This window comes from Pinisolibacter sp. DMC100 (assembly GCF_056313705.1).
The window spans coordinates 845356-871167 of the sequence record NZ_JBQUZT010000001.1 but is presented as its reverse complement, the minus strand read 5'-3'; the positions used below and the strand labels follow the sequence as shown (position 1 = coordinate 871167).

Sequence of the window (25812 nt, the reverse complement as noted above, 5' to 3'; positions counted from 1 at the left end):
GGCGCGGATCTCGGTGAGCGCCTCACCGTCCTTCGCCCGTGGCGGGTAAGGGCGCCGCAGTGCGGCCGGCGGAGGAACCGCGACGCTGTGTCGGACGACGTGGCGGTCGGACGAGGCGGCTTCGACCATCGGTCTCGTCCGAGGCTCTGGCGAGCCCGCGCCCGCGCAGCCGCGCTCGGGTTCCCTACCCTTCCTCTCGTTCCCGCTCTCTCGCACCCGCCTTCCTCCGCGCCGCTCCCTCGGACCCCGGCCGTCACCCTCCCGGCCTCTCCGCGCCCCGTCGTTCCACCTCCCCGCACCTCTCCGCCTTGTCGCCCCTTCCTAGACCTCCCGCCACCGACTCCCTTCTCCCTCTCCCGCCCCCTCCCCGCACCTCTCCTTGACCACCGCTCGCGCTCGCCCTATTATGCGCATGTCCGCATTTGCATGTGTGAGGATGAGATCGCGATGCACCCGACGAACCTCATGTCCGCGCTCTCCGATCCGACGCGTCTCGAGGCGTTGCGTCTCCTGTGGGACGGCGAGGAGCACTGCGTCTGCGAGCTGATGCGCAAGCTCGGGGCGAGCCAGTCGCGGATGTCGCGCCACATGGGGGCGCTGAAGATCGCCGGGTTGGTGACCGATCGGCGCGATGCCCAGTGGGTGCGCTATCGCCGAAGGCCGCGGCTCGATGCCGCCGTCGTCGCCGTCGTCGACGCGGTGCTGGCGCTGCCGGTTCCCGCCCTCGAAGAGGAGGACGCGGCATGACCACCTGTTGCGCCGTTCCCAAGGTCGCGCCCCGACCGAAGCCCAACACCGCGCTCTGGCTCGCCGGGACGGCCGCCTTCGTCGCGGTCTGGTTCGTCGTCTACGGGCAGTTGCCGACCTTCGCCGCGGCCGTGACCGCACTCGCCCCGATCGAGCCGGGTAGCCACGCCGCCGACGCCCTCGCCTTCTTCGTCTACGACACGCCGAAGGTCCTGATGCTGCTGACCCTCGTGGTCTTCGCCATGGGGCTGGTGCGCAGCTTCTTCTCGGCCGAACGGACGCGCGCCCTGCTCGCCGGTCGGCGCGAAGGGATCGGCAACGTCGCCGCCGCGAGCCTCGGCATCGTCACGCCCTTCTGCTCGTGTTCGGCGGTGCCGCTGTTCATCGGCTTCGTCTCGGCCGGCGTGCCGCTCGGCGTGACCTTCTCGTTCCTGATCGCCGCGCCGATGGTCAACGAGGTGGCGCTCGGCCTGCTCTTCGCCCTGGTCGGGTGGAAGGTGGCGCTCGCCTATCTCGTCTTCGGGCTGGCGATCGCGATCGTCTCGGGCTGGGTGATCGGCCGTCTGCATCTCGAAGGCTGGCTGCAGGACTGGGTCCGCAACGTCCGCGCCGGGGCGATCGACCTGCCGGTCGAGACCGTCACGGTCGTCGACCGCATCCGCGCCGGCATCGAGGCGGTGAAGGACATCGTCGGCAAGGTTTGGCTCTGGGTCGTCCTCGGCATCGCCGCCGGCGCCGCCATCCACGGCTGGGTGCCGGTCGATCTGATCGCTTCGATCATGGGGCGCGAGGCGTGGTGGTCGGTCCCGGCCGCCGTGGCGATCGGCATCCCGATGTATTCCAACGCCGCCGGCATCATTCCGGTCGTCGAGGCGCTTCTCGCCAAGGGCGCGGCGCTCGGCACCGTGCTCGCCTTCATGATGAGCGTGATCGCGCTCTCGGCGCCGGAGATGATCATCCTGCGCAAGGTGCTGACCGGGCGCCTGATCGCCGTCTTCGTCGCCGTGGTGGGGCTCGGCATCCTCGCCGTCGGCTTCCTCTTCAACGCGCTCTTCGCGTGAAGCATCGACAGAAGGACAGATCCCATGAAGGACGTGAAGATCCTCGGCCCCGGCTGCAAGCGCTGCCAGACGACCGCCGAGATGGTCCAGGCGGAGGCCGACAGGCTCGGCGTCGACATCGCGCTGGAGAAGGTCACGGACTATGCCGCGATCGCCGGATGGGGCATCGCGGCGACCCCCGGCATCGTCGTCGACGGCAAGGTCGTCCATGCCGGCGGCCTGCCGAAGAGCGAGGACATCCCCGGCTGGCTCGGTCGGCCGTGAGGCCGACGGCCCGGCCGGCTCGGTCGACCGTGACATCGACGACGCGGCGGATCGCCCGGCCGAAGGGCCGGCGAACCGCCGCGGTCGCGATCACAGGAACGAGGGGAAGGGCAGATCCGGCTCGTTGGTGAAGACGTCGTCGAAGCCGCGCGGATAGTGATAGTCGATCACGTCCTTGTCGGCCGGATAGACGAACTTGCCGCCGACCTGCCAGATGAAGGGCGTGAAGCCGTAGCGCAGGCGCCGGCGCCGCATCTCCCACAGCGCGGTGATCTCGTTCGCATCCGCCTGGAAGTTCGACCAGATGTCGTGGTGGAACGGGATGATCACCTTCGTGTTCAGGCATTCGGCCATGCGGAGGATGTCGCAGGCGGTCATCTTGTCGGTGACGCCGCGCGGGTTCTCGCCGAAGGAGCCGAGCGCCACGTCGATGCGGTTCTCGTTGCCGTGCTTGGCGTACATGTTCGAATAGTGCGAATCGCCCGAGTGATAGACGTTTCCGCCCGGCGTCTTGATCAGATAGTTGACGGCGACGTCGTCCATCTCCTGCGGCAGCTTGCCCTTGGCGGTCTCGCCGTCCTTGAGCGTCACCGCCATGGTGCGGTCGAAGGATTCCAGCGCCAGGATCTCGGCATCGCCGATCTTCACCGACTGGCCGGGACGCATGGTGATGCAGCGCTCGGCCGGAACGCCCCACTTCTTCCAGAGATCGGTGCAGCTCTTCGGGCCGATGAAGGGCACCGACGGGTCGCAGTTCTTCAGCACGGCCGCGGCGACGTTGATGTCGATGTGGTCGTTGTGGGTGTGGGTCGAGACGATCGCGTCGACCTTGCGGATGGCGAAGGGGTCGATGACGAAGGGCGAGACGCGCAGGTTCTGCTGCAGCTTGCGGCAGCCGGTCATGCGGGCCATCTGGTGACCCTCGGCCATCAGGCCGTTGCCGTGGCTGCGCTTGCCGGTGCCGACCCACAGGTCGATGCAGAGGTTGGTCGCGCCTTCGGTCTTGATCCAGATGCCGGTGCAGGCGAGCCACCACATGGCGAAGGTGCCCGGCGCCACCACCTCGGCCTCGATCTCCTCGTTCAGCCAGGTGCCCCACTGCGGGAAGGTGCCGAGGATCCAGGATTCGCGGGTGATTTGGTCGATCTGGCTCATGGTTCGATCCTTTCGATGATCCGTCCGCCCGCCGTGGCACGCGATCGGCCCGGCGCGGTCGCCGGCGGCGTGGCGGCGGTGATCGATCTCGGCGACTGGGGCCCTGCGATCGATCGTTCGACGAACAATATGGACGTCAATTTTGCTCGTGTCGATCTTTTTTCGAACACATAAGCAACATTACCGAAGATAAAACAAACAAAACGAACATCATGGCGGCTGAAACGCCGCGGTCCCGAGCGGCCTCCGCCGGTTCGGGTTCCGCGGCCGTCGGTCGACGCCGGATCAGGCGAAGAAGACGCGCTCGATGGCTTCGGCGACGCCGTCGGCGTCGTTGCCGGCGACGATCAGGTCGGCCACCGCCTTGACCTCGTCCTCGGCGTTGCCCATGGCGATGCCGAGGCCGGCGCCCTCGATCATCGAGAGATCGTTGTGGTTGTCGCCGACGGCGACGATGCGCGCGGCCGGGATGCCGCGCTCGGCAGCCCATTCGATCAGCCGCCGTCCCTTGGTGTTGCCGGCGGCGACGACGTCGAGCCGGTTGCGCCAGGAGAACTCGACCGAGAGCCCGCCCTCGGCCTCGGCGTCCGCGGTCCAGGCGGCGAGCACCGCCGGATCGTCGTGGGAGACGACGAACTTCCACAAGACCGGCACCGTCTCGATCACCGCGCCGAGGTCGTCGACCCGTTCGATCGTCGGGCGGATCGGCTCGGCGATGCCGGCGGCCCAGGCGGTGAGCGCCTTCATGTGGGCGTTCTCGACCTCGTAGTTCATCGCCCGATCGCAGTAGACCAGCGTGTGGACGCCGTGGCGGCGGCAGAGCGCGAGGAGCGTGCGGGCGCGTTCGCGCGAGAGCGGCGCGCCTTCGATCACCCGGTCGCCGGCATAGTCGTAGACATAGGTGCCGTTGCAGCAGATCGCCGGCGTGTCGAGCCCCAGCTCGGCATGGAACGGGCGAGCCGCCACGTGGTGGCGGCCGGTGACCAGCACGACCTCGACGCCGCGGGCGCGGACGGCGGCGATCGCCTGGGCCGTGCGCGGCGAGACGAGGCCGGCGCGGTCGAGCGTGGTGCCGTCGAGATCGAGGGCGAGGATGTCGTAGGGCATGGAAGTCTCCTCGGAACGGGCGATGACGTCGCCCTTCCCGAGGGCGCGACGACGGGGACGTCAGGCGAGCCCGGCGTCCTTCACCTTGGTCTCGATCTCCTGCTCGGAGAGCAGGTTCTTCAGCCCGATGATCTTGGTCTTGGGGGTGGCCTTGAAGGTCCCCGCGAGCGAATCCGAGCAGAAGACCACGTCGTAGTTCTGCGCCTGGCCGAGCGCCTCGCCGACCGACATGTGGCCGACCTCGACGGGAATGCCGAGCTTCTTGAACACGTTGCCGATCTTCATCTTGATGATCTGCGAGGTGCCCATGCCGTTGCCGCAGGCCGCGATCACTTTCAACATCGTCGATCTCCCTGTCTTCGGATCGGAGCCGTCGGTGCGGCCCCCGTCGTCCGGAAGGGGCCGCGGTGGCGGTCCCCCTGTGCTGCGAGCGCTCTCCGCCCGGACGGTGTCGCCCGGGCGGAGGCGGTGTTCCTCATTCGGCCGGCTGGCCGTGGGTGAAGTAGGTGTCGCGCGAGCGGCGATACTGGAACTGCGGGATGGCCAGCATGGCGAGGGTCAGCACCACGATCGCCGGCAGGCCGAAGGTCTGGAACGCCCAGGCGTTGAAGGTCCACAGCGTGTCCCAGTCGATGTTGCCGTGATAGCCGCCGAACTCGTAGAGGCCGGTGAGGCTGGCGGCGAGGGCGCCACCCAGGACCTGCAGGATACCGCAAGAGAAGCAGATGATCACCAGAGCCCTGAGACCGCCGAAGCGATTGGCGAAGACGCCGAGGGTCGCGTTGTCGAAGAACACGGGCACGAAGCCGGTGATGATCATGATCGGCGAATGGAAGACCAGCAGGCCCATGATGGCGACGAACTGGCCGATGGCGCCGCAGACGAAGCCGAACAGCACCGAGTTGCCGCCCGCCTTGTCGAAGCCGTAGGTCGCGGCGCAGTCGATCGCCGGCAGCGAGCCCTTGAGCAGGCGCTCGGAGATGCCCTGGAAGGAGGTCGCGAGTTCGGCGACGAACATGCGAACGCCCGACTGCAGGATGAACAGGTAGACCGCGAAGTGGATGGTGGTCTTGAAGACGTACTTCAGGAACCACTCGCCCGAGGCCGGATTGTAGAACTTCTTGGCGGCCAGATATTCCGGTCCGAGGATGAACAGGATGGTGCCGAAGAAGACGAGCATCAGCGTCGAGGCGGCGACGACGTTGTCGTTGAAGACGTTGAGGAAGCCGGGGAGCTTGAGGTGCTCGACGCTCTTCTCGCGGTTGCCGATCACCGGGGCGATCTTGGAGGCGACCCAGATGGCGCCCATCTGCTGATGGCCGACGGCGAAGCCGGCGCCTTCGGTGAGTTCCTGGGTCGGCTCGAGCGTCAGGTTGGAGAAGACCGCCCAGTAGGTGCCGAGCATGATGCCGCAGGCGACGATGCCCCAGACGTTGTTCTGCAGCGCCGGGACGGCGATGAAGATCATCCACAGGCTGGTGTTGGCCTGCTGGATCATCACGTGGCCGGTCAGGAACAGCGTGCGCACCTTGGTGAAGCGGCTGAAGGCGACCAGGATGATGTTCCACAGGAAGGCGATCAGCAGCGCCATCATGATCAGCGAGGTGGTCCAACCCGCCTTGGTGAAGGCCGCGGTGACCGCGTTCCAGCCGAAGTAGGGGTCGATCACCGCCGCCTTGATCTGGAAGCGCTCGGCGAGGCCGGCCAGGATCGGACGGAAGTTGTTCACCAGACCGCCGGAGCCGACCAGCAGGATGTAGAAACCGACCACCGTCTTGATGAAGCCGGCGAAGCACTCGTGCGCCGGTCGACGCAGGAGGATGTAGCCGACGAGCGAGACCAGGCCGATGAAGAGGGCCGGCTCGGCCATGATGTTGTTGAAGAATCCTTTCCAGATCTCCAACAGGGGGGTGATCAGCGTCTGGTCCATGGGGACTCCTCCGTGGGCGAACATTCCCGCCGCGGCACAGGCCGGTTGGTCGAGCAGTCGGTCACGATCGTCAAGTCGATTCGTACCGATCGGGCGGCGTTCCGCGCCGTCCGGCATCAGCGCCGGGACATCTCCGTTCCGGGCGCATCGACCTCCTCCGGGCCGCAACCGTCACAGGACTTCGAGATCGAACATCGCGATCGCTCGAATGGAGGGATGGATGTACTTATTGATCTCGTAATACCGCATCCTATGTCTGTTTTGCCGCAAAGCAATCGGTATTAGACCCTATTTCGGCCATTTTTCGCACATGAATTTGTTCGTTATGTTCTTTTCGAATGGATTGTGCGATTCATCGCATCGGGCTAATAGTGTGTCCGAGAGTGTTCGCGCGGGAGTCGTCGGATCGACCCGCCGCCGGTTCCCCCGAGGGCGCCGGTCGACGACGGAGCCGACTTCGCGGCTCCGCATGGAGATGAGGATGGCCAAGACCGGTCGTATTTCGGCATCACGCCACCAGAAGCTCCTCGAACTGCTGGCCTCCCGCGACTTCGTCCGCGTCGCCGATCTCGCCGAGACGTTCCGCGTCGCCGAGATCACCATCCGGCGCGACCTCGACGAGCTGGCCGAACAGGGCGTGGTCGAGCGCTTCCACGGCGGTGCCCGGCTCGTCGCCCCGCCGCTGCCGATGGCCTTTTCCGAGACCTCGCTCGGCCGCGACGCCGAGAAGCAGCGCATCGCCCAGATCGCCGCCGGCTACGTTCGGCCCGGCGATACCGTCCTGCTGTCGGGCGGCACGACGACGCTCGCCGTCTTCCGCGAGATCGCGCACATGGACGTGCGCATCATCACCAACAACGCGATGATCATCGGCGAGCTCGACGACGACACCACCGCCGAGCTCTTCGTGCTGGGCGGCGAGTACAATCGCCGCACGAGGGCGCTCAACGGCGACCTCACCAATCTGACGCTGAACCAGATCCACGGGACGATCTCGTTCCTCGGCACCAATGCGATGAGCCAGACCAACGGGCTCACCTCGTCGATCTATGCGGCGGCCTCGATCAACCGGTTGATGGCGGCGCAGAGCAACGGCAACGTCGTCGTCGTCGCCGACGGCTCGAAGGTCGGCCGCACGTCGCATTTCGTCAGCCTGGCGCTGTCGCAGGTCCGCACCCTCGTCACCGACGAGAGCGCGGATCCGGCCGAACTCGCGGCCTATCGTTCGATCGGCATGGACGTGGAGATCGCACCGACGCCGTGAAACCGGCGCCGGGAGACCGGTGCGCGGTGCCTCACGCGGCGGCTAGCGCCGCGGTGAGGGCCCGCGTGGCGATCGCATGGGCCGCCTCGGCGGTGGCGGCCGTCAGCATCTCCGCGGCGACGGCCTTCGCGGTCGCGACGTCGGTCGCCCGGAGGATGCGCTTGATGCGCGGCAGCGACGGCGCCGACATCGAATATTCGTCGAGACCGAGACCGACGAGCGGGATCGCCGCCTCCTCGATGCCGGCGAGTTCACCGCACATGCCGACCGGGATGCCGTGGGCATGCGCCGCCTCGATCACCATGGCGACGAGCTTCCACACCGCCGGATGGAACGGCTGGTAGATCCGCGAGACGCGCTCGTTGCCGCGGTCGGCGGCGAGCGTGTACTGGGTCAGGTCGTTCGAGCCGATCGAGAAGAAGTCGACCTTCTCGGCCAGCCGATCGGCGATCAGCGCGGCGCCGGGCGTCTCGATCATCACGCCGATCTTCGGCGAACCGAAGGGCTTGCCCTCGCGGGCGAGGCGTTCCTTCTCCTCCTCGACGATGCCGGCGAGGACGTCGACCTCCTCGGCGCAGGCGATCATCGGATACATCATCCAGACGTCGCCTTCGGCCGAAGCGCGCAGGATCGCGCCGATCTGGGCGCGGACGTGCTCGACCACCTCCGGCTCGCGATTGGGCGCGGTGCCGTTCGGGCCGTAGACGAAGATGCGGGCGCCGCGCCAGCCGAGGAAGGGGTTCTCCTCGGCGGCGAAGCCGAGGCCGGCGACCGGCTTGTCGCCGCCGACGTCGAGCGTGCGGATGATCACCGGCTTGCCGGCCATCCGGCGGACGACCGAGAGATAGGCGCGGTACTGCTCTTCCTCGCCCGGCAGGTTCGGTCGGTTCATGAAGAGGAATTCGGTGCGATAGAGCCCCACCCCGTCGGGGTTCCAGGGCAGCGCGGCTTCGGCATCTGCCGGGGTGCCGATGTTGACGCCGAGGGCGATCGGCCGGCCGTCGCGGGTCACCGCCGGCAAGGGCGCCAGCGCCCGCATCGCCTCGACTTCCGCCGCATAGGCGGCGCGGCGGCGGTCGAAGTCGGCGTGGGTCTCGGCGTCGGGGGCGATCACGACGCGGCCGGTCGAACCGTCGAGCGCGAGATCGGCCGCACCGGCGACCGCCTCGAGGATGCCGGGGCAGCCGACCACGGCCGGAATCTCCAGCGTCCGCGCCATGATGGCGACGTGACTGGTGCGACCGCCGCAGGCGACGACGAAGCCGCCGACGCGGGAGGGATCGAGCCGGGCCGTGTCGGACGGGGTCAGGTCGTCCGCCACGATGATCGCCCCCTGCGGCGCGGTCTCGAGGCATGTCTCCTCGATCCCGGCCATCGCCAGCATGAGACGGCGGGCGATGTCTTCGATGTCGTCGGCGCGCTGACGCATGTAGTCGTCTTCGAGCGCCAGGAATTCGGCCTTCTGCGCCGCCATGACGTCGCGGGCGGCGGCGAGCGCGGGCAGTCCGTCGTCGCGGATCGCCGCCTCGATCGCAGCACCGAGGTCGTCGTCCATCAGGATCTCGGCATGGCCTTCGAAGACCTCGGCGAGATCGTCGCCCTTGGTGGCGCGGACGGTCTCGGTGAGCGCCTCGAGGCCGAGGCGGGCGCGTTCGCGCCCCCCGCGGAAGACCTCGATCTCGGCGTCGCGTCGGTCGTCGGCGATGCGCCCCTCGGGGATCGCCAGCCGGGCCGGCACGTGGACGTGGACCGGGCCGACGGCGATGCCCGGCGAGGCGGCGATGCCGGTGAGGGTGGACATGGCGTCAGTCCTCGAGGGTTGCGACGAAGGCGGCGAGCCCTTCACAGGCGGCGACCTCGTCGGCGCCGGTGGCCTCGATCACGACGCGGTCGCCCATCGAGCAGCCGACCTTCATCAGCGACAGGAGGCTCTTGGCGTTGGCGCGCCTGTCGCCCTTCACCACGGCGATGTCGGCGGCGAATTCCTTCGCCTTCTTGACGAAGGCATTGCCGGGACGGGTGTGGAGGCCGGTGGGGTTGACGATTTCGACTTCGACGGTGTGCATGGCGTCCTCCCGGACAATCCTGCTTCAGTGATCGGTTCCCTGGCCGTAATAGGCGCCGGGACCGTGTTTCCGTTTGAAGTGACGATCGAGCAGATCCTGCGAGATCGGTTGCGGATCGGCCACCATGCGCGACAGGATGGCGATGCGCGCCACCTCCTCGAGCACGACGGCGTTGTGGACCGCGGCACCCGCGGTCGCGCCCCAGGTGAAGGGGCCGTGCCCGTGTACCAGAGCGGCGGGCATCGACAAGGGCGCAATATTCCGGGTCTTCAGCGTCTCGACCACCACTGCACCGGTCTCGTGCTCGTAGGCGCCGCCGATCTCGGCCTTCGTCAGCAGCCGGGTGCAGGGGACGGCGCCATCGAAATAGTCGGCGTGGGTCGTGCCCTCGCAGGGCAGGTCGACGCCGCTCTGCGCCCAGGCGGTCGCGTGGGTCGAATGGGTGTGGACGACGCCGCCGATCTCGTCGAAGGCGCGATAGAGCGCGAGGTGCGTGGCGAGGTCCGACGAGGGCTTGAAGCGGCCTTCGACCGTCTTGCCGTCGAGATCGACGACGACCATGTCGTCGGCGGTCATGACGTCGTAGGCGACGCCCGAGGGCTTGATCACCACGAGACCCTTCGCCCGGTCGATCGCCGAGGCGTTGCCCCAGGTGAAGAGCGCCAGGTGATGGCGGGCGAGATCGAGATTGGCGGCGAGAACATCGCGCTTCAGGGCGTCGAGCGTCATGCGAGGCCTCCCTCGGCCATCTTGTCGAGAACGAAGCGGCGGGCGGCGGCGACCTCGGCGAGCGGATCGGCGGCCTCGCCGCTCCACATCTCGACCAGGAAGGAACCGGAGTAGCCGAGCCGCTTCAGGGCATGGAAACAACGGACGAAGTCGACGCAGCCGGTGCCGAAGGGCACGCCCTTGAACTTGCCGGGGAAGTCCCGCGTCACCGCGAGCGTGTCCTTGACGTGGACGGCGACGATGCGGTCGATGCCGAGGGCGAGCTCCGCCTCGACGTCACTGCCCCAGGCCGAGAGGTTGCCCAGATCCGGATAGACCTGGAACCACGGGCTGTGGATGCGGTCGGCCCAGCACTTCCACTTGGAGATCGAGCCCATCAGGGGCGTGTCCATGATCTCCACCGCCAGCATCACCTGTGCGGCGGCGGCACGATCCGTCGCCCAGGCGAGGCCTTCGGCGAAGCGCTCGAGGCTCTCGGGGGTCGAGGGCTCGTAATAGACGTCGTAGCCGGCGAGCTGCAGCGTGCGCACGCCGGTTTCGACGGCGAGGTCGATCGCCTTCTCCATGATCGCCTGCGCCTCGGCGCGGATGCCGGCGTCGGCGCTGCCGAAGGGGTAGCGCCGATGACCGGAGAGGCAGATCGACGGCACTTCGATGCCGCTCGTCGCCACCGCCGTGCGGAAGGCCGCGCGCTCGGCCTTCGACCAGTCGAGCCGGGCGAGCCGGTCGTCGGTCTCGTCGATCGACATCTCGACGAAGTCGAAGCCGAGGGCACCGGCGACCGAGAGACGGCGCGTCCAGTCCCAGGGGGCGGGCAGCGCCTTCTCGTAGAGGCCGAGACGGGGGTGGGTCCGCGCGGTCATGCTCAGCCCCAGAGTTCGGCGATCTTGGCCTTGAAGGCGCGGGCGGCGGCGGCCGGATCGGCGGCGTCGCGGATGGCGCGGCCGGCGATGAAGACCTTGACCGGCAGGCCGGCGAAGAGCGGCAGATCCTCGATGGTCAGGCCGCCGGTGATCGACAGTTCGAAGCCCATCTCGGCGAGGCGGCGGATCTTCGCGAGATCGTCGTCCGACCACGACTGGCCGGCGGCCTGGGCGTCGCGACCGCGATGGTAGACGACCTGGGTCAGGCCGCTCGCGCGCCAGGCTTCCGCCTCCTCCCACGACCACGAGCCGGTCAGCTCGATCTGGACGTCGCGATCGCCGCGCTTCTTCGCTTCGGCGAGCGCGGTCTGGACCGTGGCGATCGGAGCGCAGCAGATGACGGTCATCCAGTCGGCGCCGTTGGAGAAGCACATGTCGGCGAGGATCGAGCCGGCATCGGCGGCCTTGATGTCGGCGAGCACGATCCGGTCGGGATAGAGCGCCTTGAGGCAGCGCACCGCCTGCATGCCCTCGGCGCAGACGAGGATGGTGCCGGCTTCGAGCACGTCGACTTCGGCCGCCAGGATGCGCGTCGCCTCGAGGGCGGAGGGAAGCGAGCGATTGTCGAGCGCGAGCTGAAGGAGGGGGAGAGCCATCTTCGAAAACCTCTGGACTGTGTGGCCGGGCACGACGGGGCGATCCGAGGGCATGCGCCGTCGGTTGCCCGCTCCGTCGAGCGGGGGCGGTCTCGGGGAAAGGGCGGGGCGGCGAAGCGTCCCGCGGGAGGGAAGCGTCAGATCTCGGCGAAGATCGCTTCGAGATCGGCGCGGGTCTTCGCCGCGCGGATGCGATCGATGCGGGCGTCGTCGTCGAAGAGCGTCGCGACCTGGACGATCGATTCCTCGTTCATGGTCTTGGCGTCGGTCGCCGCGAGCGTGATCAGGATGTCGATCGGGTCGTTGTCCTCGGAGCCGAAGGCGACCGGCGTCTTCAACGTCACGAGGGCGAAGCCGTCGCGCTTCACGCCCTCCTCGGGGCGGGCGTGCGGCATGGCGAGGCCGGGGGCGAGCACGTACCAGGGGCCGAGCTCTTCCGTCATCGAGACGACGGCGTCATAGTAGCGCGGCTCGACCAGGTCGGCGCCGATCAGCAGGTCGACGCCGAGTTTGACGGCTTCGCGCCAGTCGGCGGCCTCGGCTCCCAGCCGGATGGTGTTCGCCGTCAGCAGATGCTCCGTGAGCTTCATCGCGCCGTTCCTCCGACGATCGTTTTGTCCGTCTCTATTGCGCGTATTGTGCTTTTATGTTCATTTCAATGCAAGAGCTCTCTTGCCGATCCGGGTTCACCCCTATGCGAAAAGGCGGGATGGCCGGTCGCTCGGTTCGAAGATTCGCTGTTTCTCGTTGTAAATCAATTGACTGTCGGAATTATCAAGACGGCCACCGGTCGACGGCCGATCGGACATCTGGACGCAGACCACATCGAAAAACGATCAAAAAGAACAAATTCGATCCCCTCCGCGCCGTCGAACGGCCATCACCGACATCGGGAGACACCATGGATTCGCTCGCCTGTCTGATCTTCGACGTCGACGGCACGCTCGCCGAGACCGAGGAGCAACATCGCATCGCCTTCAACGAGGTCTTCGCCGCGGAGGGACTCGACTGGTCGTGGGACCGCGACCTCTATCGCCGCCTGCTCGGCGTGACCGGCGGGCGCGAACGGATCCGTTACTGGCTGGAACTCTCGGGCGAAGGACAGGCCGCCTTCGGCGACGACCGCCTCGAGACGCTGCACGCCGCCAAGAACCGGCGATTCGCCGAGCGGATCGTCGCCGGCCACTGCCCGTTGCGACCGGGCGTCGCCCGGCTGATCGAGGCGGCGCGCGCGAGCGGCCTGCGTCTGGCCGTCGCCACGACGACGTCGCGGGTCAACATCGCGACGCTGGTGCGCACCGCCTTCGGGCACGAGGCGAACGCGTTCTTCGACACGCTGGTGACGGGCGAGGACGTCCGCACCAAGAAGCCCGACCCGGAAGCCTATCTGACGGTGCTCGAGCGGCTGTCGCTGAGGCCGGAGCAGTGCCTCGTCTTCGAGGACTCTGCGATCGGCCTCGCGGCGGCGCAGGCGGCCGGGCTGACGACGATCGTCACCCCGAGCGCCTACACGCTCGACGACGACTTCGCGGGCGCACAGGTCGTGCTCGACGATCTGACCGCGGTCTCGCTCGACGATCTCCGCGCCTTTCACGCGGTCGCGAGAGCCCGTGCATGACCGGCCGGCGCCGGATCGTCGGCGAACGACCGGCTCAGGCCTCGCGGGGCGATGCCGCGATCGCCATGAGACAGGGCTCGTCGTCGGCGAACCGGGGTTCGTCGGCGGACTTGCCGCGCGCCATCCAGTCGCGCTTGACGCGCAGATAGTCGAGCATCCTCGCCAGATCGGCCGCCTTCCGTTCGAGCCCGGCGATCTGCGTGTCGATGATCTCGAGTTCGCGCTCGGGCGACAAACCGTCGCGACGGAGTTCGCCGACGATCGCCGCGATCTCCTTGAGCGGCATGCCGATCGACTGCGCGAACCGGATCATCACGGCGGTGGAGACGTCCCGTTCGTCGAAGATCTGGTAGGGATTGCGACCGCCCCGCGCACCGGTTTGCGGGGCCAGGAGGCCTTTTCGGACATAGAAGCGGACCGTATCCGGGCTGAGGCCGGTGCGGCACGCGAACGCTCCGATCAACATCGACGGGCTCCTTGACCATGGACCATGGTCCAGCCTTATAGATCTGGCTCCCTCGATTGTGGAGCGCGATCATGACGGACACGGCAGACCATCGGAACCAGGCCCCCCTCGCCTTCGTGACGGGCGCGACCGGGCTCCTCGGCAGCAATCTCGTGCGCGAGCTGATCGCCGCCGGCTGGCGGGTGCGGGCGCTGGTGCGCTCCCCCGACAAGGCGCGGCGGCAGTTCGACGGACTCGACGTGGACGTCGTGCGCGGCGACATGCTCGATGTCGCGGGCTTCGCGACGGCATTCGCGGGTGTCGACACGGTGTTCCACACCGCCGCCTATTTCCGCGATTCCTACAAGGGCGGTCGGCATCGCGAGGCGCTGCTGGCGACCAATGTCGAGGGCACGCGCCGTCTGCTCGAGCATGTCCACGACGTCGGCGTTCGGCGCTTCGTCCACGCCAGCTCGATCGCCGTGCTCCGCGGCCCGCGCGGCGCCGTCATCGACGAGACCATGCTCAGGGACGAGCGCGACGCCGACGACTACTACCGCAGCAAGATCCTGTCGGATCGCGTCGTGCTCGCCTTTCTCGACCGGCATCCGGACTTCTGGGCGGCCATGGTGCTGCCCGGCTGGATGCACGGGCCGGGCGACGGCGGGCCGACCGCGGCGGGGCAGACGGTGATCGACACGGCGCTCGGACGTCTACCGGGGGTGCCGCCGGGCTCCTTCTCGGTGGTCGACGCGCGCGACGTCGCACGGGCGATGATCCTGGCGGCCGAACGGGGACGGCGGGGCGAACGCTATCTGGCCGCCGGACGGCACATGACGATGGCCGACCTCCTGCCGCTGATCGCGCGCGCGGCGGGCGTGAATCCGCCGCGTCGTCGCGTCCCGTCGTGGCTGATCCACCTCTTGGCCGCCGGCTACGAGCTCCGGGCGCGGCTCACCGGACGCCCCGTGCTGCTGAGCTGGGCGATGGCACGCGCGATCGCCACCGAGAACGATCGCTCGCGCTACGATCCCACCAAGAGCGAACGCGAACTCGGCCTTCGCTTCCGTCCGGTCGAGGAGACGCTGCGCGACGCGGTCGCCTGGTTCCGTGCCGACGGCCTTCTTCCGGGGTGAGCGACGGCGGGGCGGAGCACGTCGCCCTCCCCTCTCGGGGGTCCGTCACGGCTCGCCGAAGAACAGGCGGAAGAACTCGGTCCTGGCGGCGGCGATCTCCGACGCACCCTGCTCCGGCGTCTGGTAGAGGACCGCGTGGACCCAGGTCAGGCCGAGCAGGCGGGTGAAGAGCGGCGGCTTGTCGATCCAGCCGCCCATGTCGACCGGCGCGACATGGACGCGACCCTCGGCGACCGCCTTGACCACCTGCCAGCGCGGGTCTGAGCGGACGGCCTCGGCGAAGGCCCTGTCGGTGGCGAAGATCACGTCGGGTTGCAGGGCGATGACCTCGTCGAGCGCGATCGCCCGCCGCCCCTTGCGTCCCGGACCGACGCCGCAGGGCACCACCGGCACGCCGCCGGCGCGCACCGTCACCTCGAGCTGCGTACCTTCGGCGCAGACCGTCTCGAGGCCGTCCGAGCCCTGGGCATAGTAGACCCGGGGCCGGCGCTCGTGCGGAATGGCCGCGACGCGGGCGTCGATGGCGGTGAGCCGACCCTCGGCCCAGGCGGCGAGGGCCTCGCCGCGTTCGCTGCGGTCGGTCAGCCGGCCGAGGAAGCGGAAGAGCGGCGCGATGTCGTCGAGCCGGTCGTAGCGCACGTGGGCGGCGGCGATGCCGAGCGTCGCCAGCTCGCTCTCGGCCTGCCTGGCGACCGATCCCTTGGGCTCGATCAGCACCACGTCGGGGCGCAGCGCGACCAGCGCCTCCTTGTTCATCCGGTCGAACCAGCTGCCGATCACCGGCAGGGCGAGGAGCCGTGCCGAGAGGTGGCGCCGCTCGTCGGCGGTCGGATCGCGGTTGAGCGCCACCAGGGCGTCGGGCGCGACGACCGCGACGAAATAGGAGATCGGCGGATTGTAGCCGACGACGCGGACGGGGCCGTCGGGAACGGTGACGGTCGCCCCCGCCATGTCCGTCACCTGACGCGCGGAGGCCGGGCCGACGCCCGCAATGGACAGGGCCACGCAGGCGGCCGCGACGACACTCCTCAGGCGCACCATCTCGTCACTCCCGCCGGGCCGGGCTCGGTTTCGTCAGAAGGTCGCCTTCATGCTCAGCATGATGGTGCGTCCGGGCGAAATGTTGCCGCTGGTCAGCGCATATTCCCGATCGAAGATGTTGTTGACCGCGGCGTCGATCTCCAGATTCTTCGAGAACTCGTACTTGGCCATGAAGTTCGCCAGCGTGTAGGCGCCGGTCTGGACGTAGGCCGACGAGACCTGATCCCAGCGATTGGCGGCGAACTCGACGCTCGGAACCAGCGTCACCTTCTCCATCGGCACCCAGCTGGCGTAGACCATACCCTTGTAGTTGGGGACGCCGGTCGGCTTGATGTTCGGATCCGACGGCACCGTCAGGTGATTGTCGATGAGCGAGAGGTTGCCGCCGACCGCGAGACCCTCGCGGAGCATGTAGTCGATGCCGAGATCGACGCCGACGCGATAGCCGTCGCCGACGTTCTGGTTCCAGTTGTTGCCGGTCGCCGGATTGACCACCGTCTGCATCATGTCCTGGACGGCCGAGTAGTAGACGTCGACCGAGATCTGGCTCTTGGGCGCGAACTCGTTCGACCAGCCGATCTGCACCGAGGTGGCGCGCTCGGGCCGCAGCGTCGGGTTGGGATCGGAGGAGCCGAACTTGCTGCCGTAGAGGTCCCAGAGCGTCGCGAAGCGCGAGCGATGCGAGATGTCCGCGTGGACCTTGCCGGTGTCGGAATAGCGCCAGATCGCGGCGCCCTGCCAATCGAAGCTGGAGCGATCGTTGAGCGCGTAGTCGATCAGCCTGTACCGGCCGCCGGTGACGACATAGTCCTGCGCCTTGATCTGGTGCTGCCAGTTGTAGGCGATGCCCTGGACCAGATCGACGGACGGCGTCAGGTGGTAGGTGTTCTCGAGTGCCAGCGAATAGAGGTCCTGCGCCGCGCCCTGGTGGGGTTCGGTGAGACAGACGACGTTGTTGCGGCAGCCCGAGGTCGTACCCGAGGCGTTGACGAAGAGGTCGCGCCACTCGACGTGGTTGTTGCGCTGATAGTGGAACGACCCCTTCAGCGTGTCCTTCGACCCGAAGTCGTGACCGACCTCGAGAGCGCCGCCGGGAGCCCAGTCGTGGGCATAGGTGTTGAACGAGTTCTTGCCCGTCTTCTGCAGCGTCCGCGCCGCGTCCTCGTAGGCGCTCATGGCTTCGTCGAAGCTCTGGATGAAGGCCTGCGTCTTGACGTAGGTGACGTCGTCGATCGCCGTCCGCGACGAGAAGGCGAGCGTCTGCGTCCGCCACTCCGACCACGAATAGTTCTTGGACGAGATCCCGGTCGTCGTCGGCGGGGTGTATTTGTCGCGGCCCTGGATCGAATAGCTGACGACGTATTCGTCGCCGCCGTTCGGGGTGAAGCCGGCCTTCACCGTGCCGTTGGCGTTCCAGAACTTCGACCAGTCGCGGCGCCCGCCGTTCTCGGTCGCCGTCGGCCGGTAGGAGTCCGGCAGCTCCCAGCCCTCGAACTTCGCGAAGGTGCCGCTCGCCTGGAGGAAATAGTTCTCCTGCTTCGTCCCGACGCGCAGATATGTCTGGGCACCGTCGTAGCGACCGCCGTTGCCGAACTGGAACGTCGTGCGGGCTTCCGCCTCGAAGGCCTTCGTCGGGCGCTTGCTCACCAGATTGATCGCGCCGCCGAGCCCGTCCGGTCCGTCGAGGACGGAGACGTAGCCCTTGGCGATCTGGATCGCCGCGTAGTCGTCGGTGAGCAGCGAGGGGAAGGCGAGCTGATTGCTCGCCGGATAGTAGGCGCGGATGCCGTCGACGTAGAGCGGAACCTGATAGCGATTGAAGCCGTGGACGTAGATCTCCTGCTCGTTGCGCGAACCGCCGTCGGGCGCCGAGACGACGCCGGGCGCCAAGTTGACGGCGCGGTCGAGCGTCAGGGCGGTGAAGGTCTCGATCTGGCTCGAGGAGACCGCGCTGCCGCTGAAGGAGTTGAACGTCTTGGTGATGGCGTCGGCCGCCAGGATGTGGATCTCGCCGAGATCGTAGACGGTGTCCTTGCCGGCCGCGCATGCCGCAGACACGTGCGCGATGACGGCCGTTCCGGTCGCCAGCCTCGCGAACAGCTTGATCATGTCTCGTCCTCGGCCACTCGACGCCGATCGCCGGGCGTCCGACCCGAGGCGATGCGACTGATTTCACCCGGGCGACGGACTGGAACAGTCATGTCCGTCGCCACACAACGGCCAAAAACTAGCCGTGCGTGTCGGGTCGGTCCATCCGTGCGGTATTGGCCTAAGGAACAATATTCACACCGTTTTCCCGCAGGCCGTCGCGGCATTTTGCCTCGAATTCGGGCAGAACCACTTCGACTCCGTAGAGTTCCCAAAGGTTCTTCGGCGTCATGACAATCGACGGTTGTCCGGCCGCGAGGACCCGATTCCGCGCCAGCAGGATCGTCGCATCGGCATAGCGCAGCGCGTTGTCGGGGAAGTGCGACGACAGCAGAACGGCACGGCCGGCGTCGGCGAGACGCCGCAGGAGATCCATCAGGCGTTGGCGGTGGCCGACGTCGAGGCCGGTCTCCGGCTCGTCGAGGATCAGGATCCGGGCTTCCTGCGCCAGCGCCCGGGCGATCAGCACGAGCTGTCTCTCGCCGCCGCTGAGCTTGGTGTAGGGCCGGTCGGCCAGGGCCTCGGCCCCGACCAGCCGCAGCATGTCGAACGAGGTCGCCCGATCCGCTTCGCCATATCCCCTCAACGCCGAAGAATGCGGCCATCGCCCCATCAGCACGACCTCGTGGACGGGAAAGGGAAAGACCGGCCGGTGGGATTGCGGAAGATAGGCAATGCGCCGCGCCCTCATTCGCGCGGTCAATCCGTCGAGGGGCTGGCCGTCGACGGCGATGGTTCCGGCGTCGACCGGGATCAGGCCGGCGCAGGCCTTGAGCAGCGTGGTCTTGCCGGCGCCGTTGGCCCCGAGCAGCACGGCGAGGCTGCCCGCGGGCACGGCGAGATCGACGGCATCGACCACGGTTCGCCGTCCGAGGCGGAGCGTCAGGCCGCGTGTCGCGAGGGCGGGGGGCAGATCGGTCATCAGTGCCATCCTCGCCCGACGCCCCAGCGCATCAGCACCGCCAGAAACGGAATGCCGATCAGCGCCGTCGCGATGCCGAGGGGGATCTCGGCCGACAGAAGGCTCCGGCAGGTCGTGTCGACCACCATCAGGAAGACCGCCCCCAGCGCGGCGGATGCCGGCAGGACGCGCCGGTTCATCGAGCCGAAGAGGCCGCGCGCGACGTGGGGCACGATCAGGCCGACCCAACCGACGATGCCGGCGAGCGACACCGACAGCGAACCGGCGAGCGTGGCGAGCAGGATGGCGACGATCCGCAGCCGCTTCACCCGGAGGCCCAGCGAGGCGGCCTCCTCGTCGCCCATGGCGAGGAGATCGAGCGAGCGGCCGTACATCGACAGGGCGAGGATCGCCGCCAGCATGAAGGGCGCGGCGATCGCCAGCGATCCGACGGTGACGTGGCTCAGGCTGCCCATCAGCCAGAACACGATGGCCGGGAGCTGACTGGTCGGATCTGCGACCATCTTGACCAGCGAGACCAGCGCCGTGAACAGCGCGCCCGAGACGATGCCGCCGAGGACCAGCGCCAACACGCCGTTGCCGGCGACGCCGCGCGCCAGCAGCAGGGCGAAGCCGCTGGCGGCGATGCCGAAGGCGAAGGACGAGGCCTGGACGATCGGCCAGGCGAGATCGTTGAGGATCGCCAGAGCCGCGCCGAAGGCAGCACCCGCGAGCACGCCGAGGATGCCCGGCGAGACGAGGGGATTGGCGAAGACCGCCTGGAACGCCGCGCCGGACGTCGACAGTGCCGCGCCGACGATCGCCGCCGCCATCATCCGCGGCAGGCGGATGTCGAGGATCACGACGGCCGCCGTGGTGCCGCGCACGTCGGGCGCCGCCGCGCCGGTCAGCCGCAGCCGGATCGCCTCGAACACGTCCGCCGGCGAGAGGTTCATCGGGCCGATGGTCAGGCCGAACAGGAGGACGAGCAGGCCCGAGACGATCAGGCCGACGAGCGCCAGGCGCGAGCGCCGCGCCGTCGCGCGCAGCACGTCGCGCGGCGAGCGCTCGATCGACGGTGCCGGATCGCCGGATTCCTCCGCTGCGGCAGGACGTTCGAGACTGGCGGACAAGGACGGCTCCTCCCGGAGGGATTCCTGCGGCGGGGCATGGCGGACGGGGCCGAACGCGCGGCGAGATCGGGTGTACTGTCGGCGATCGCCGGGCGATCGACAACCTCTCGTCCTTCAGTCGGAAGACGGCGCTGCATGCGGATTCGCCGGATGGACAGGTCTCGGACCGCGTGACATGTCTCGCCCGAGGCCCATCGCGCCCCGGTCAGGAGAGATCCATGAAGGTAATTCTCGGCTTCGACGACACGGATGTCCTCGGTTCGGAAATCGGAACCGGCAAGCTGGTCCGGATGTTCGACAAGAAGTTGCCGGCCGGCGTCCGTCCCTGGGGCGTGTTGCGGCACCAGCTCCTGGTCGATCCGCGCATTCCCTATACTTCGCACAACAGTCCGGCCTGCTCGGTCGTCGAGATCGACGACCCGGATCGGCTTCCCGAACTGATCGATGCGGCGGCCCGGCACCTCGAGGCTCTTTCGAGCGTCGGCAGCGATCCGGGCCTGTGCGTCGCCCGCGAGGACGCCGATTTCGCCGGGCTGATCGACTTCGCCCTGAAGTGCACGCGCGACATCTGTACGCAGTCGGAGGCGATCGCAGCCGCGGCCGGCGCGGGTGTGCACCTCTCCGGTCACGGCGGCACCAACGACGGGATCATCGGCGCGGCGGCGGCCGTCGGCCTGACCGTCTACGGCTGGTCCGGGCGCTTCCTCGAGTTCGGCGGCCTCCGCGATCTGCCCTCGACGGTCAGCGTCGGTCGGCTCGCCGATCAGGGCATCCTCGTCGTGCCGCTCGATCACGATGCCAGCGTCCTCGCGCCCGACGTCGACATCCACACCGGCAGCTGGGTGAGCCCGCGGCTCTGGGGCGGTCGTCCGGTCGTGTTCGTGACCAGGGACGGCGACCGCTGGGTCGCGCCGGCCAAGCGCGCCCGCGACGCCGACGTCGCCGAGTGACACTCCGGGTCGCCCGTCGAGGGCGACCCGCAACGTGGTGGAACGGCGGACGCGGGCACGATCGTCTTCGCGGACCGCCTCCGGATCAGGTGGCCGATGACGAGAGCTGCCCTTCGGACCCTACCGGCCCCGCTCCGCGTCGAACCGACGGTCGACGAGGTCGCCTCTGCCTTCGGACACGATCCGAGGCCGAGACGATCGGCGCTGCGGTGGATCCCGATCGTCGCCTCCGTCGTCGCGGTGCACCTGGCGATCCTGTCCGATTGGCACGTCCTCCTGCCCCCAAGCGACGACGCGCCACGATCGATCGCCGTGGCGATCGTTCGTGCGGGCGACGATTCGCCCGTCACGGTCGCCGCCGAGGTCGCGTCGCCCGCCGCGAACGGCGAGACCGACTTGCGCGACCGCGCAACGGATCGGGGCGCCGACCGAGCCGACACCACCGCGCCGACGACACCGCTTCGGCCGGAGAACCCTCCACCCGCGATCGAACCGCCGCGGCCCGAGACGTCACCGCCGAGCGCCGTCGCGCGACCGTCCCCGGCGGGCGAGGCGACCACCGCGTCGACCGTTTCGCAGGCCGACCGTCGGAACGGTCCGACGCGGCGTCGGGCGAGAGACGGGTCGGCGCACGCCCCGGCCCCGGGCCACGAGACGGCACGCGACCATGCGCGATCGCCCGTCGCCGCGGAGACGGCCGACGGACGCGGCAATCGGACGACCGCGGCGGCCCGCGCCGGCGCCTCGGACGGGCAGGGTGAGGTCTCGCGCGCGTCGGCGGCGTCCTACGCCGGCCTGGTCGTCGCCGAGCTCGCGCGCCGCAAGCACTATCCGGAGGCCGCTCGGAAGCAGCGCATCCAGGGGACCGTCGGCGTCTCCTTCACGGTCGACGCCGGCGGCCGGATCGCGAACCATACGATCACGCAATCCTCCGGACACGACGTGCTCGACGCCGCCGTCCACGACATGATGGCGGCGACCCGCCTGCCGCCTCCGCCCGCGGGATCGTTTTCGGGACGCTATTCGGCCGTCTTCTCGATGAGATGATTCCGTCTCCGGACGAACGGTCGGATCGTTCCGCCGTCCGACCGGACGTCCGCGGGCCGACGTCTCCCTCCGCGTGTCCGCGAAGGGAGACGCCGATCGGCGTTCACTTCGGCCGCACGAAGCAGCGCGGCGGCACGGTCTCGCCCTTCAGCAGGGCGACCACGTTGCGGCAGGTCATCAGCGAGACCTCGCGGCGGGCCTCCTCGGTGACGCCGCCGACATGCGGGCTGACGATCACGTTGGGCAGAGCCCACAGCGGATTGTCGACGGCCGGCGGCTCGGGCGCGAAACTGTCGAGACCGGCGGCGGCGATGGTGCCGGAGGTCAGGGCCTCGACCAGCGCCGCCTCGTCGACGACCTCGCCGCGCGCCGTGTTGATCAGCACCGCGGTCTTCTTCATCAGCCCGAGGGCGCGGGCGTCGATCAGCTTCTCGGTCGCCGGCGTCAGCGGGCAGTGGAGCGAGACGACGTCGGCCGTGCAGAGCAGGGCGTCGAGCTCGTCGACGCGCGCCGCGTGCGGGCCGAAGGCGTCGTCGGGGGCGAAGGGATCGTAGGCGATCGTCTTCATGCCGAGCGGCTCGACCATGGCTGCGAAGGCACGGCCGATGGCGCCGATGCCGACGAGGCCGAGGGTGCGGCCGCGCAACTCGTGACCGCGATAGACCTTCTTCTCCCAGCCGCCGCCACGGACGAAGGCGTCCTGGTTGCGCAGGTCCTTGGCGAGCGCCAGCAGGAGCGCCAGCGCATGCTCGGCGACCGAATGGGCATTGGCGCCGACGGCGGCGAGGACCGGGATGCCCAGCGCGGCGGCCGCGGCGACGTCGATGTCGTTGGTGCCGGCGCCGTGCTTGGCGACGACCTTGAGGTTCGGCGAAGCCTTCATGATGTCGGCGTCGACGCGCTCGACGAGGCGGACGACCAGGGCATCGGGCTTCTTCTCGGCGAGCAGCGCCAGAAGGTCGGCCTTGGCGGGATAGGGGCCGGTGGCGAGCGAGGTGACGCCGGCGGCGCGGAAGATTTCTTCGCCTTCGGGGGCGACCGGGCCGCCCAGGCTGATGACGGTGAAGGACATGACGTGGCTCCGTCGGGGCCGACCGGCCGTGCCGATCGGCGGAGAGGGGGCCGGCGCACCACGGTGGCGCGCCGGCGGGTGATCGTTACGCGGACTGGATCGGCTCGACGCGGCCCAGCAGGAACAGGTAGTTCAGGATGCCCAGCACGCCGAGGAAGGCGGAGAAGAGCAGCGCGGCGGTGAAGGAACCGGTCGCGGCGACGATGAAGCCGGTGACGATCGGACCGATCACGCCGCCGAAGTTCGACACCATGTTCTGCAGGCCGGCGACGGTACCGGTCATGTTCTTCGGCGCGACGTCGCCGGGCAATGCCCAGACCTGCGAGGCGGCGATGGTGGTGCCGGCCTTGGCGATGCAGAGCAGCGCCACGGTGAAGACCACCGACTTGGCGAGCGGGGCGAGACCGATGCACAGCGCCATGGTCAGACCGGTGACGAGGAAGATCTTGCGGGTGGTGGTCAGGCTGAAGCGGCCGGAGCGCACGACGCGGTCGGACAGGAAGCCGGCGAGGATCTCGGCGACGAGGCCGGAGATCAACGGCAGCGCGGCGACGAAGCCCATCGTCAGCATCCCCATCCCCTGCTCCTTGACCAGATAGGTCGGCAGCCAGGTGATGAAGAAATACGAGATGTAGTTGATGGTGAAGAAGCCGAGGCACATCGCCCAGATGTTGCGATAGCGCAGCAGCTCGTACCAGCGCATCGGCATCTCGGAGTCGGTGCCGTGCTTGCGCACCTGACCGTCGCGGATGTAGGCGACCTCGGCCGCGTTGGCACCGCGATGGGTCTCCGGGTTGTCGGAGAAGTACCACCACCAGACGACGGCCCAGACCACGCCGACCAGACCGATCGACACGAAGGTCATGCGCCAGCCCATCAGCGCGATCATCCAGACGATCAGCGGCATGGCGACGGCGCCGCCGAACTTCGAGGCGCTGTCGAACAGGCCCGAGACCGTGGCGCGCTCCTTGTCGGGGAACCACTTCGAGGCGATGCCGGCGTTCGAGGGATAGGCACCGGCCTCGCCGACGCCGAGGGCGACGCGCAGGCCGAAGAGCGACAGGAAGCCGGTGGCGAGACCGGTCGCCGAGGTCGCGACCGACCACCACAGGACCGAGGCGCCGAGGCCGATCTTCTGGCCGTAGCGGTCGGCGAACCAGCCGGCCGGGATCTGCAGCATGGCGTAGGACCAGAAGAAGGCCGACATGATCAGGCCCATCTCGGCGACCGGGATGGAGAGTTCCTTCTGCAGGAAGGGTGCGGCGGCCGACAGCACGGTGCGATCGACGTAGTTGATCGCGATGGCGAGCCACATCAGGCCCGCGATGACCCAGCGGACGTTGCTCCGCGGCGCCACGGTCGCGACCGCGGCATCGGTGATGGTGGACATGTCTTCTCTCCCTGAGGCGACTTCGCGTCGCTCTGATGGCCCCGGCCGCGCCCCCGCCGCCGATCGACCGATACGTCGCGGCGGGAAGCCCCGCCGAGACAGGGGCCGCACGGCCCCTGCCGGTGGAGGGGCGTCCGTCGGACGCCCGCCCGGTCTCACGCCGTGGCTTCGGCGAAGGTCTTCGACACGACCGCGACCTTGTCGTTGACCTCGTCGGAGACCAGCGCCGGGCCGCGGCTCCGGCCGACGTCCGGCATCGCCAGGAAGAGCGCGCGCTTCACCATGGTCGGTGGGAAGCCGTGGGCATAGAGCGCCTTGCGCAGCTCGCCGTAGTGCGTCTGGGCCGCTTCCGCCGCCGCGGCGTCGCCGGCGACGTGCGAGGCGTGGATCTTGTTCAGCGTCACCGGGGCGATGTTGCCGAGGCCGGAGATGCAACCGCTCGCGCCGTTCTTCAGGCCGTGCAGGATCAGGTGATCGGGGCCGACGAGGACGTCGAAGTCGTCACGGGTTCGCGCGATCTCGAGGAAGCCGTCGAGGCTCTCCTGCGAACCGGCGCTGTCCTTGATGCCGATGATGTTGGGATGGGCGGCGAGCGTGGCGGCGGTCGCCGGCTCGATCTTGTTCCCGGTCCGGGCGGGGATGTTGTAGAGGTAGACCGGTACCGACAGCGCGTCGGCGACGCGGGTGTAGTAGACGATCAGCTCCTCCTGCGAGCAGGCGATGAAGGACGGGGTCACGACCGACACCGCCTTGACGCCGAGCGTCTCGATCGCCTTGCCGAGCGCGATGGTCTGATGGGTCGAGATCTCGCCGATGTGGGCGAGGACCGGGACCCTGCCGGCGGCGGCCTCGACGCAGGTCTTCGCCACGGCGACCTTCTCGTCGAAGGACAGCGTGTAGAACTCGCCGTTGGTGCCGGCGCAGAAGATGCCGTTGCCGGCGCCCGCCTGGCGCTTCACCTGACGGGCGAGGGCTGCGAGGTTCAGTTCTTCGTTCGCATCGAAGGGCGTGACGATGGCGACGAAGGGTCCGGTGATCTTGGCCATGGGAAGTTCCCCATCTGGTTCGAGAGCCGCGAGGCGTGATTGC

The 25812-nt window shown here is 68.6% G+C and carries 27 protein-coding genes; 9 read left to right on the top strand and 18 right to left on the bottom strand.

Annotated features, from left to right (window positions below; all coding sequences use genetic code 11):
• The first annotated feature begins 465 nt into the window (after nt 1–465).
• The 3 genes from ACT541_RS04040 to ACT541_RS04030 are packed head-to-tail and all read left to right on the top strand — an operon-like array spanning nt 466 to nt 2072.
• Nucleotides 466–747 (top strand): ArsR/SmtB family transcription factor, encoded by a 282-nt coding sequence (locus ACT541_RS04040; protein WP_476134460.1) that lies wholly within the window; start codon nt 466–468, stop codon nt 745–747.
• Nucleotides 744–1808, top strand: a complete 1065-nt coding sequence (locus ACT541_RS04035; RefSeq protein WP_476134458.1) for a permease — start codon at nt 744–746, stop codon at nt 1806–1808. The genes ACT541_RS04040 and ACT541_RS04035 overlap by 4 nt, the downstream gene beginning before the upstream one ends.
• 24 nt (nt 1809–1832) lie before the next feature.
• Entirely contained in the window at nt 1833–2072 is a 240-nt protein-coding gene (locus tag ACT541_RS04030; protein WP_476134456.1) for a thioredoxin family protein, read from the top strand.
• A 90-nt stretch (nt 2073–2162) separates the two neighbouring features.
• On the opposite strand, the gene ulaG is transcribed toward ACT541_RS04030, so the two are convergent.
• Complete coding sequence (ulaG, locus tag ACT541_RS04025) at nt 2163–3227, bottom strand: L-ascorbate 6-phosphate lactonase (protein ID WP_476134454.1); 1065 nt, start codon at nt 3225–3227, stop codon at nt 2163–2165.
• A gap of 15 nt (nt 3228–3242) precedes the next feature.
• Between ulaG and ACT541_RS04020 the strand changes: the two genes are divergently transcribed.
• Complete coding sequence (locus ACT541_RS04020; RefSeq protein ID WP_476134453.1) at nt 3243–3401, top strand: hypothetical protein; 159 nt, start codon at nt 3243–3245, stop codon at nt 3399–3401.
• Nucleotides 3402–3512: 111 nt separating this feature from the next.
• On the opposite strand, the gene ACT541_RS04015 is transcribed toward ACT541_RS04020, so the two are convergent.
• The 3 genes from ACT541_RS04015 to ACT541_RS04005 all read right to left on the bottom strand — a co-directional run bounded on the left by ACT541_RS04015 (nt 3513) and on the right by ACT541_RS04005 (nt 6264).
• Nucleotides 3513–4334 carry a pyridoxal phosphatase gene (locus ACT541_RS04015; protein ID WP_476134452.1) on the bottom strand — a complete coding sequence of 274 codons (822 nt, stop codon included), beginning with the start codon at nt 4332–4334 and terminating at the stop codon, nt 3513–3515.
• 60 nt (nt 4335–4394) lie between these two features.
• Nucleotides 4395–4676 carry a PTS sugar transporter subunit IIB gene (locus ACT541_RS04010; RefSeq protein WP_476134451.1) on the bottom strand — a complete coding sequence of 94 codons (282 nt, stop codon included), beginning with the start codon at nt 4674–4676 and terminating at the stop codon, nt 4395–4397.
• A 133-nt stretch (nt 4677–4809) separates the two neighbouring features.
• On the bottom strand, nt 4810–6264 hold the full coding sequence (locus ACT541_RS04005) for a PTS ascorbate transporter subunit IIC (protein WP_476134450.1): 1455 nt from the start codon (nt 6262–6264) through the stop codon (nt 4810–4812).
• Nucleotides 6265–6745: 481 nt separating this feature from the next.
• On the opposite strand from ACT541_RS04005, the gene ACT541_RS04000 reads away from it, so the two are divergent.
• Nucleotides 6746–7528 carry a DeoR/GlpR family DNA-binding transcription regulator gene (locus ACT541_RS04000; protein ID WP_476134449.1) on the top strand — a complete coding sequence of 261 codons (783 nt, stop codon included), beginning with the start codon at nt 6746–6748 and terminating at the stop codon, nt 7526–7528.
• 31 nt (nt 7529–7559) lie between these two features.
• Here the strand turns inward: ACT541_RS04000 and ptsP are convergent, their stop codons facing one another.
• The 6 genes from ptsP to ulaC form a co-directional block, all read right to left on the bottom strand.
• Nucleotides 7560–9329, bottom strand: a complete 1770-nt coding sequence (gene ptsP / locus ACT541_RS03995) for a phosphoenolpyruvate--protein phosphotransferase (RefSeq protein WP_476134447.1) — start codon at nt 9327–9329, stop codon at nt 7560–7562.
• Between the two features lie 4 nt (nt 9330–9333).
• The gene (locus tag ACT541_RS03990; protein ID WP_476134445.1) at nt 9334–9594 is read right to left on the bottom strand and encodes an HPr family phosphocarrier protein; all 261 of its coding nucleotides are present in this window, start codon (nt 9592–9594) and stop codon (nt 9334–9336) included.
• Between the two features lie 24 nt (nt 9595–9618).
• Entirely contained in the window at nt 9619–10323 is a 705-nt protein-coding gene (locus ACT541_RS03985; RefSeq protein WP_476134444.1) for an L-ribulose-5-phosphate 4-epimerase, read from the bottom strand.
• Complete coding sequence (locus ACT541_RS03980; RefSeq protein WP_476134442.1) at nt 10320–11186, bottom strand: L-ribulose-5-phosphate 3-epimerase; 867 nt, start codon at nt 11184–11186, stop codon at nt 10320–10322. The genes ACT541_RS03985 and ACT541_RS03980 overlap by 4 nt, the downstream gene beginning before the upstream one ends.
• 2 nt (nt 11187–11188) lie before the next feature.
• Nucleotides 11189–11842: a 3-dehydro-L-gulonate-6-phosphate decarboxylase gene (locus tag ACT541_RS03975; RefSeq protein WP_476134441.1), complete on the bottom strand. Its 654-nt coding sequence runs from the start codon at nt 11840–11842 to the stop codon at nt 11189–11191.
• Nucleotides 11843–11979: 137 nt separating this feature from the next.
• The gene (ulaC, locus tag ACT541_RS03970) at nt 11980–12432 is read right to left on the bottom strand and encodes a PTS ascorbate transporter subunit IIA (RefSeq protein ID WP_476134440.1); all 453 of its coding nucleotides are present in this window, start codon (nt 12430–12432) and stop codon (nt 11980–11982) included.
• Nucleotides 12433–12743: 311 nt separating this feature from the next.
• Between ulaC and ACT541_RS03965 the strand changes: the two genes are divergently transcribed.
• Nucleotides 12744–13460 (top strand): HAD-IA family hydrolase, encoded by a 717-nt coding sequence (locus ACT541_RS03965; RefSeq protein WP_476134439.1) that lies wholly within the window; start codon nt 12744–12746, stop codon nt 13458–13460.
• A gap of 34 nt (nt 13461–13494) precedes the next feature.
• Here the strand turns inward: ACT541_RS03965 and ACT541_RS03960 are convergent, their stop codons facing one another.
• Nucleotides 13495–13926, bottom strand: coding sequence for a MerR family transcriptional regulator (locus ACT541_RS03960; RefSeq protein WP_476134438.1), 432 nt, complete (start codon nt 13924–13926; stop codon nt 13495–13497).
• Between the two features lie 71 nt (nt 13927–13997).
• On the opposite strand from ACT541_RS03960, the gene ACT541_RS03955 reads away from it, so the two are divergent.
• Nucleotides 13998–15041, top strand: coding sequence for an SDR family oxidoreductase (locus tag ACT541_RS03955; protein ID WP_476134437.1), 1044 nt, complete (start codon nt 13998–14000; stop codon nt 15039–15041).
• Between the two features lie 45 nt (nt 15042–15086).
• Here the strand turns inward: ACT541_RS03955 and ACT541_RS03950 are convergent, their stop codons facing one another.
• The 4 genes from ACT541_RS03950 to ACT541_RS03935 all read right to left on the bottom strand — a co-directional run bounded on the left by ACT541_RS03950 (nt 15087) and on the right by ACT541_RS03935 (nt 20264).
• Nucleotides 15087–16082: an ABC transporter substrate-binding protein gene (locus tag ACT541_RS03950; RefSeq protein ID WP_476134436.1), complete on the bottom strand. Its 996-nt coding sequence runs from the start codon at nt 16080–16082 to the stop codon at nt 15087–15089.
• A gap of 33 nt (nt 16083–16115) precedes the next feature.
• Nucleotides 16116–18191, bottom strand: a complete 2076-nt coding sequence (locus ACT541_RS03945) for a TonB-dependent receptor plug domain-containing protein (RefSeq protein ID WP_476134434.1) — start codon at nt 18189–18191, stop codon at nt 16116–16118.
• Between the two features lie 160 nt (nt 18192–18351).
• Complete coding sequence (locus ACT541_RS03940) at nt 18352–19152, bottom strand: ABC transporter ATP-binding protein (protein ID WP_476134432.1); 801 nt, start codon at nt 19150–19152, stop codon at nt 18352–18354.
• On the bottom strand, nt 19152–20264 hold the full coding sequence (locus ACT541_RS03935; RefSeq protein ID WP_476134430.1) for a FecCD family ABC transporter permease: 1113 nt from the start codon (nt 20262–20264) through the stop codon (nt 19152–19154). The genes ACT541_RS03940 and ACT541_RS03935 overlap by 1 nt, the downstream gene beginning before the upstream one ends.
• A 218-nt stretch (nt 20265–20482) precedes the next feature.
• Between ACT541_RS03935 and ACT541_RS03930 the strand changes: the two genes are divergently transcribed.
• Together ACT541_RS03930 and ACT541_RS03925 are read left to right on the top strand one after the other, a co-directional pair.
• Nucleotides 20483–21214 carry a hypothetical protein gene (locus ACT541_RS03930; RefSeq protein WP_476134429.1) on the top strand — a complete coding sequence of 244 codons (732 nt, stop codon included), beginning with the start codon at nt 20483–20485 and terminating at the stop codon, nt 21212–21214.
• Nucleotides 21215–21454: 240 nt separating this feature from the next.
• Nucleotides 21455–22261 (top strand): energy transducer TonB, encoded by an 807-nt coding sequence (locus ACT541_RS03925; RefSeq protein WP_476134427.1) that lies wholly within the window; start codon nt 21455–21457, stop codon nt 22259–22261.
• A 103-nt stretch (nt 22262–22364) separates the two neighbouring features.
• Here the strand turns inward: ACT541_RS03925 and ACT541_RS03920 are convergent, their stop codons facing one another.
• The 3 genes from ACT541_RS03920 to ACT541_RS03910 all read right to left on the bottom strand — a co-directional run bounded on the left by ACT541_RS03920 (nt 22365) and on the right by ACT541_RS03910 (nt 25769).
• Nucleotides 22365–23333 carry a hydroxyacid dehydrogenase gene (locus ACT541_RS03920; protein ID WP_476134425.1) on the bottom strand — a complete coding sequence of 323 codons (969 nt, stop codon included), beginning with the start codon at nt 23331–23333 and terminating at the stop codon, nt 22365–22367.
• 85 nt (nt 23334–23418) lie between these two features.
• A complete protein-coding gene (locus tag ACT541_RS03915; protein ID WP_476134423.1) occupies nt 23419–24723 on the bottom strand; it encodes an MFS transporter in 1305 nt (434 codons plus the stop codon).
• A 155-nt stretch (nt 24724–24878) separates the two neighbouring features.
• The gene (locus ACT541_RS03910; protein WP_476134421.1) at nt 24879–25769 is read right to left on the bottom strand and encodes a dihydrodipicolinate synthase family protein; all 891 of its coding nucleotides are present in this window, start codon (nt 25767–25769) and stop codon (nt 24879–24881) included.
• Nucleotides 25770–25812 lie beyond the last annotated feature (43 nt).

Excerpts from the sequence above, each read along its gene's own strand:
- ACT541_RS03980 (WP_476134442.1), bottom strand. The coding sequence starts at position 11,186 with ATGACCGCGCGGACCCACCCCCGTCTCGGCCTCTACGAGAAGGCGCTG.
- ACT541_RS04015 (WP_476134452.1), bottom strand. The coding sequence starts at position 4,334 with ATGCCCTACGACATCCTCGCCCTCGATCTCGACGGCACCACGCTCGAC.
- ACT541_RS04020 (WP_476134453.1), top strand. The coding sequence starts at position 3,243 with ATGATCCGTCCGCCCGCCGTGGCACGCGATCGGCCCGGCGCGGTCGCC.
- ACT541_RS04030 (WP_476134456.1), top strand. The coding sequence starts at position 1,833 with ATGAAGGACGTGAAGATCCTCGGCCCCGGCTGCAAGCGCTGCCAGACG.
- ACT541_RS03940 (WP_476134432.1), bottom strand. The coding sequence starts at position 19,152 with ATGACCGATCTGCCCCCCGCCCTCGCGACACGCGGCCTGACGCTCCGC.
- ACT541_RS04010 (WP_476134451.1), bottom strand. The coding sequence starts at position 4,676 with ATGTTGAAAGTGATCGCGGCCTGCGGCAACGGCATGGGCACCTCGCAG.
- ACT541_RS03985 (WP_476134444.1), bottom strand. The coding sequence starts at position 10,323 with ATGACGCTCGACGCCCTGAAGCGCGATGTTCTCGCCGCCAATCTCGAT.
- ACT541_RS03955 (WP_476134437.1), top strand. The coding sequence starts at position 13,998 with ATGACGGACACGGCAGACCATCGGAACCAGGCCCCCCTCGCCTTCGTG.
- ACT541_RS03960 (WP_476134438.1), bottom strand. The coding sequence starts at position 13,926 with ATGTTGATCGGAGCGTTCGCGTGCCGCACCGGCCTCAGCCCGGATACG.
- ACT541_RS04005 (WP_476134450.1), bottom strand. The coding sequence starts at position 6,264 with ATGGACCAGACGCTGATCACCCCCCTGTTGGAGATCTGGAAAGGATTC.
- ACT541_RS03930 (WP_476134429.1), top strand. The coding sequence starts at position 20,483 with ATGAAGGTAATTCTCGGCTTCGACGACACGGATGTCCTCGGTTCGGAA.
- ACT541_RS03950 (WP_476134436.1), bottom strand. The coding sequence starts at position 16,082 with ATGGTGCGCCTGAGGAGTGTCGTCGCGGCCGCCTGCGTGGCCCTGTCC.
- ACT541_RS04000 (WP_476134449.1), top strand. The coding sequence starts at position 6,746 with ATGGCCAAGACCGGTCGTATTTCGGCATCACGCCACCAGAAGCTCCTC.
- ACT541_RS04040 (WP_476134460.1), top strand. The coding sequence starts at position 466 with ATGTCCGCGCTCTCCGATCCGACGCGTCTCGAGGCGTTGCGTCTCCTG.
- ACT541_RS03990 (WP_476134445.1), bottom strand. The coding sequence starts at position 9,594 with ATGCACACCGTCGAAGTCGAAATCGTCAACCCCACCGGCCTCCACACC.
- ACT541_RS03945 (WP_476134434.1), bottom strand. The coding sequence starts at position 18,191 with ATGATCAAGCTGTTCGCGAGGCTGGCGACCGGAACGGCCGTCATCGCG.
- ulaC (WP_476134440.1), bottom strand. The coding sequence starts at position 12,432 with ATGAAGCTCACGGAGCATCTGCTGACGGCGAACACCATCCGGCTGGGA.
- ACT541_RS03920 (WP_476134425.1), bottom strand. The coding sequence starts at position 23,333 with ATGTCCTTCACCGTCATCAGCCTGGGCGGCCCGGTCGCCCCCGAAGGC.
- ACT541_RS03965 (WP_476134439.1), top strand. The coding sequence starts at position 12,744 with ATGGATTCGCTCGCCTGTCTGATCTTCGACGTCGACGGCACGCTCGCC.
- ACT541_RS03975 (WP_476134441.1), bottom strand. The coding sequence starts at position 11,842 with ATGGCTCTCCCCCTCCTTCAGCTCGCGCTCGACAATCGCTCGCTTCCC.
- ACT541_RS03910 (WP_476134421.1), bottom strand. The coding sequence starts at position 25,769 with ATGGCCAAGATCACCGGACCCTTCGTCGCCATCGTCACGCCCTTCGAT.
- ptsP (WP_476134447.1), bottom strand. The coding sequence starts at position 9,329 with ATGTCCACCCTCACCGGCATCGCCGCCTCGCCGGGCATCGCCGTCGGC.
- ulaG (WP_476134454.1), bottom strand. The coding sequence starts at position 3,227 with ATGAGCCAGATCGACCAAATCACCCGCGAATCCTGGATCCTCGGCACC.
- ACT541_RS03915 (WP_476134423.1), bottom strand. The coding sequence starts at position 24,723 with ATGTCCACCATCACCGATGCCGCGGTCGCGACCGTGGCGCCGCGGAGC.
- ACT541_RS04035 (WP_476134458.1), top strand. The coding sequence starts at position 744 with ATGACCACCTGTTGCGCCGTTCCCAAGGTCGCGCCCCGACCGAAGCCC.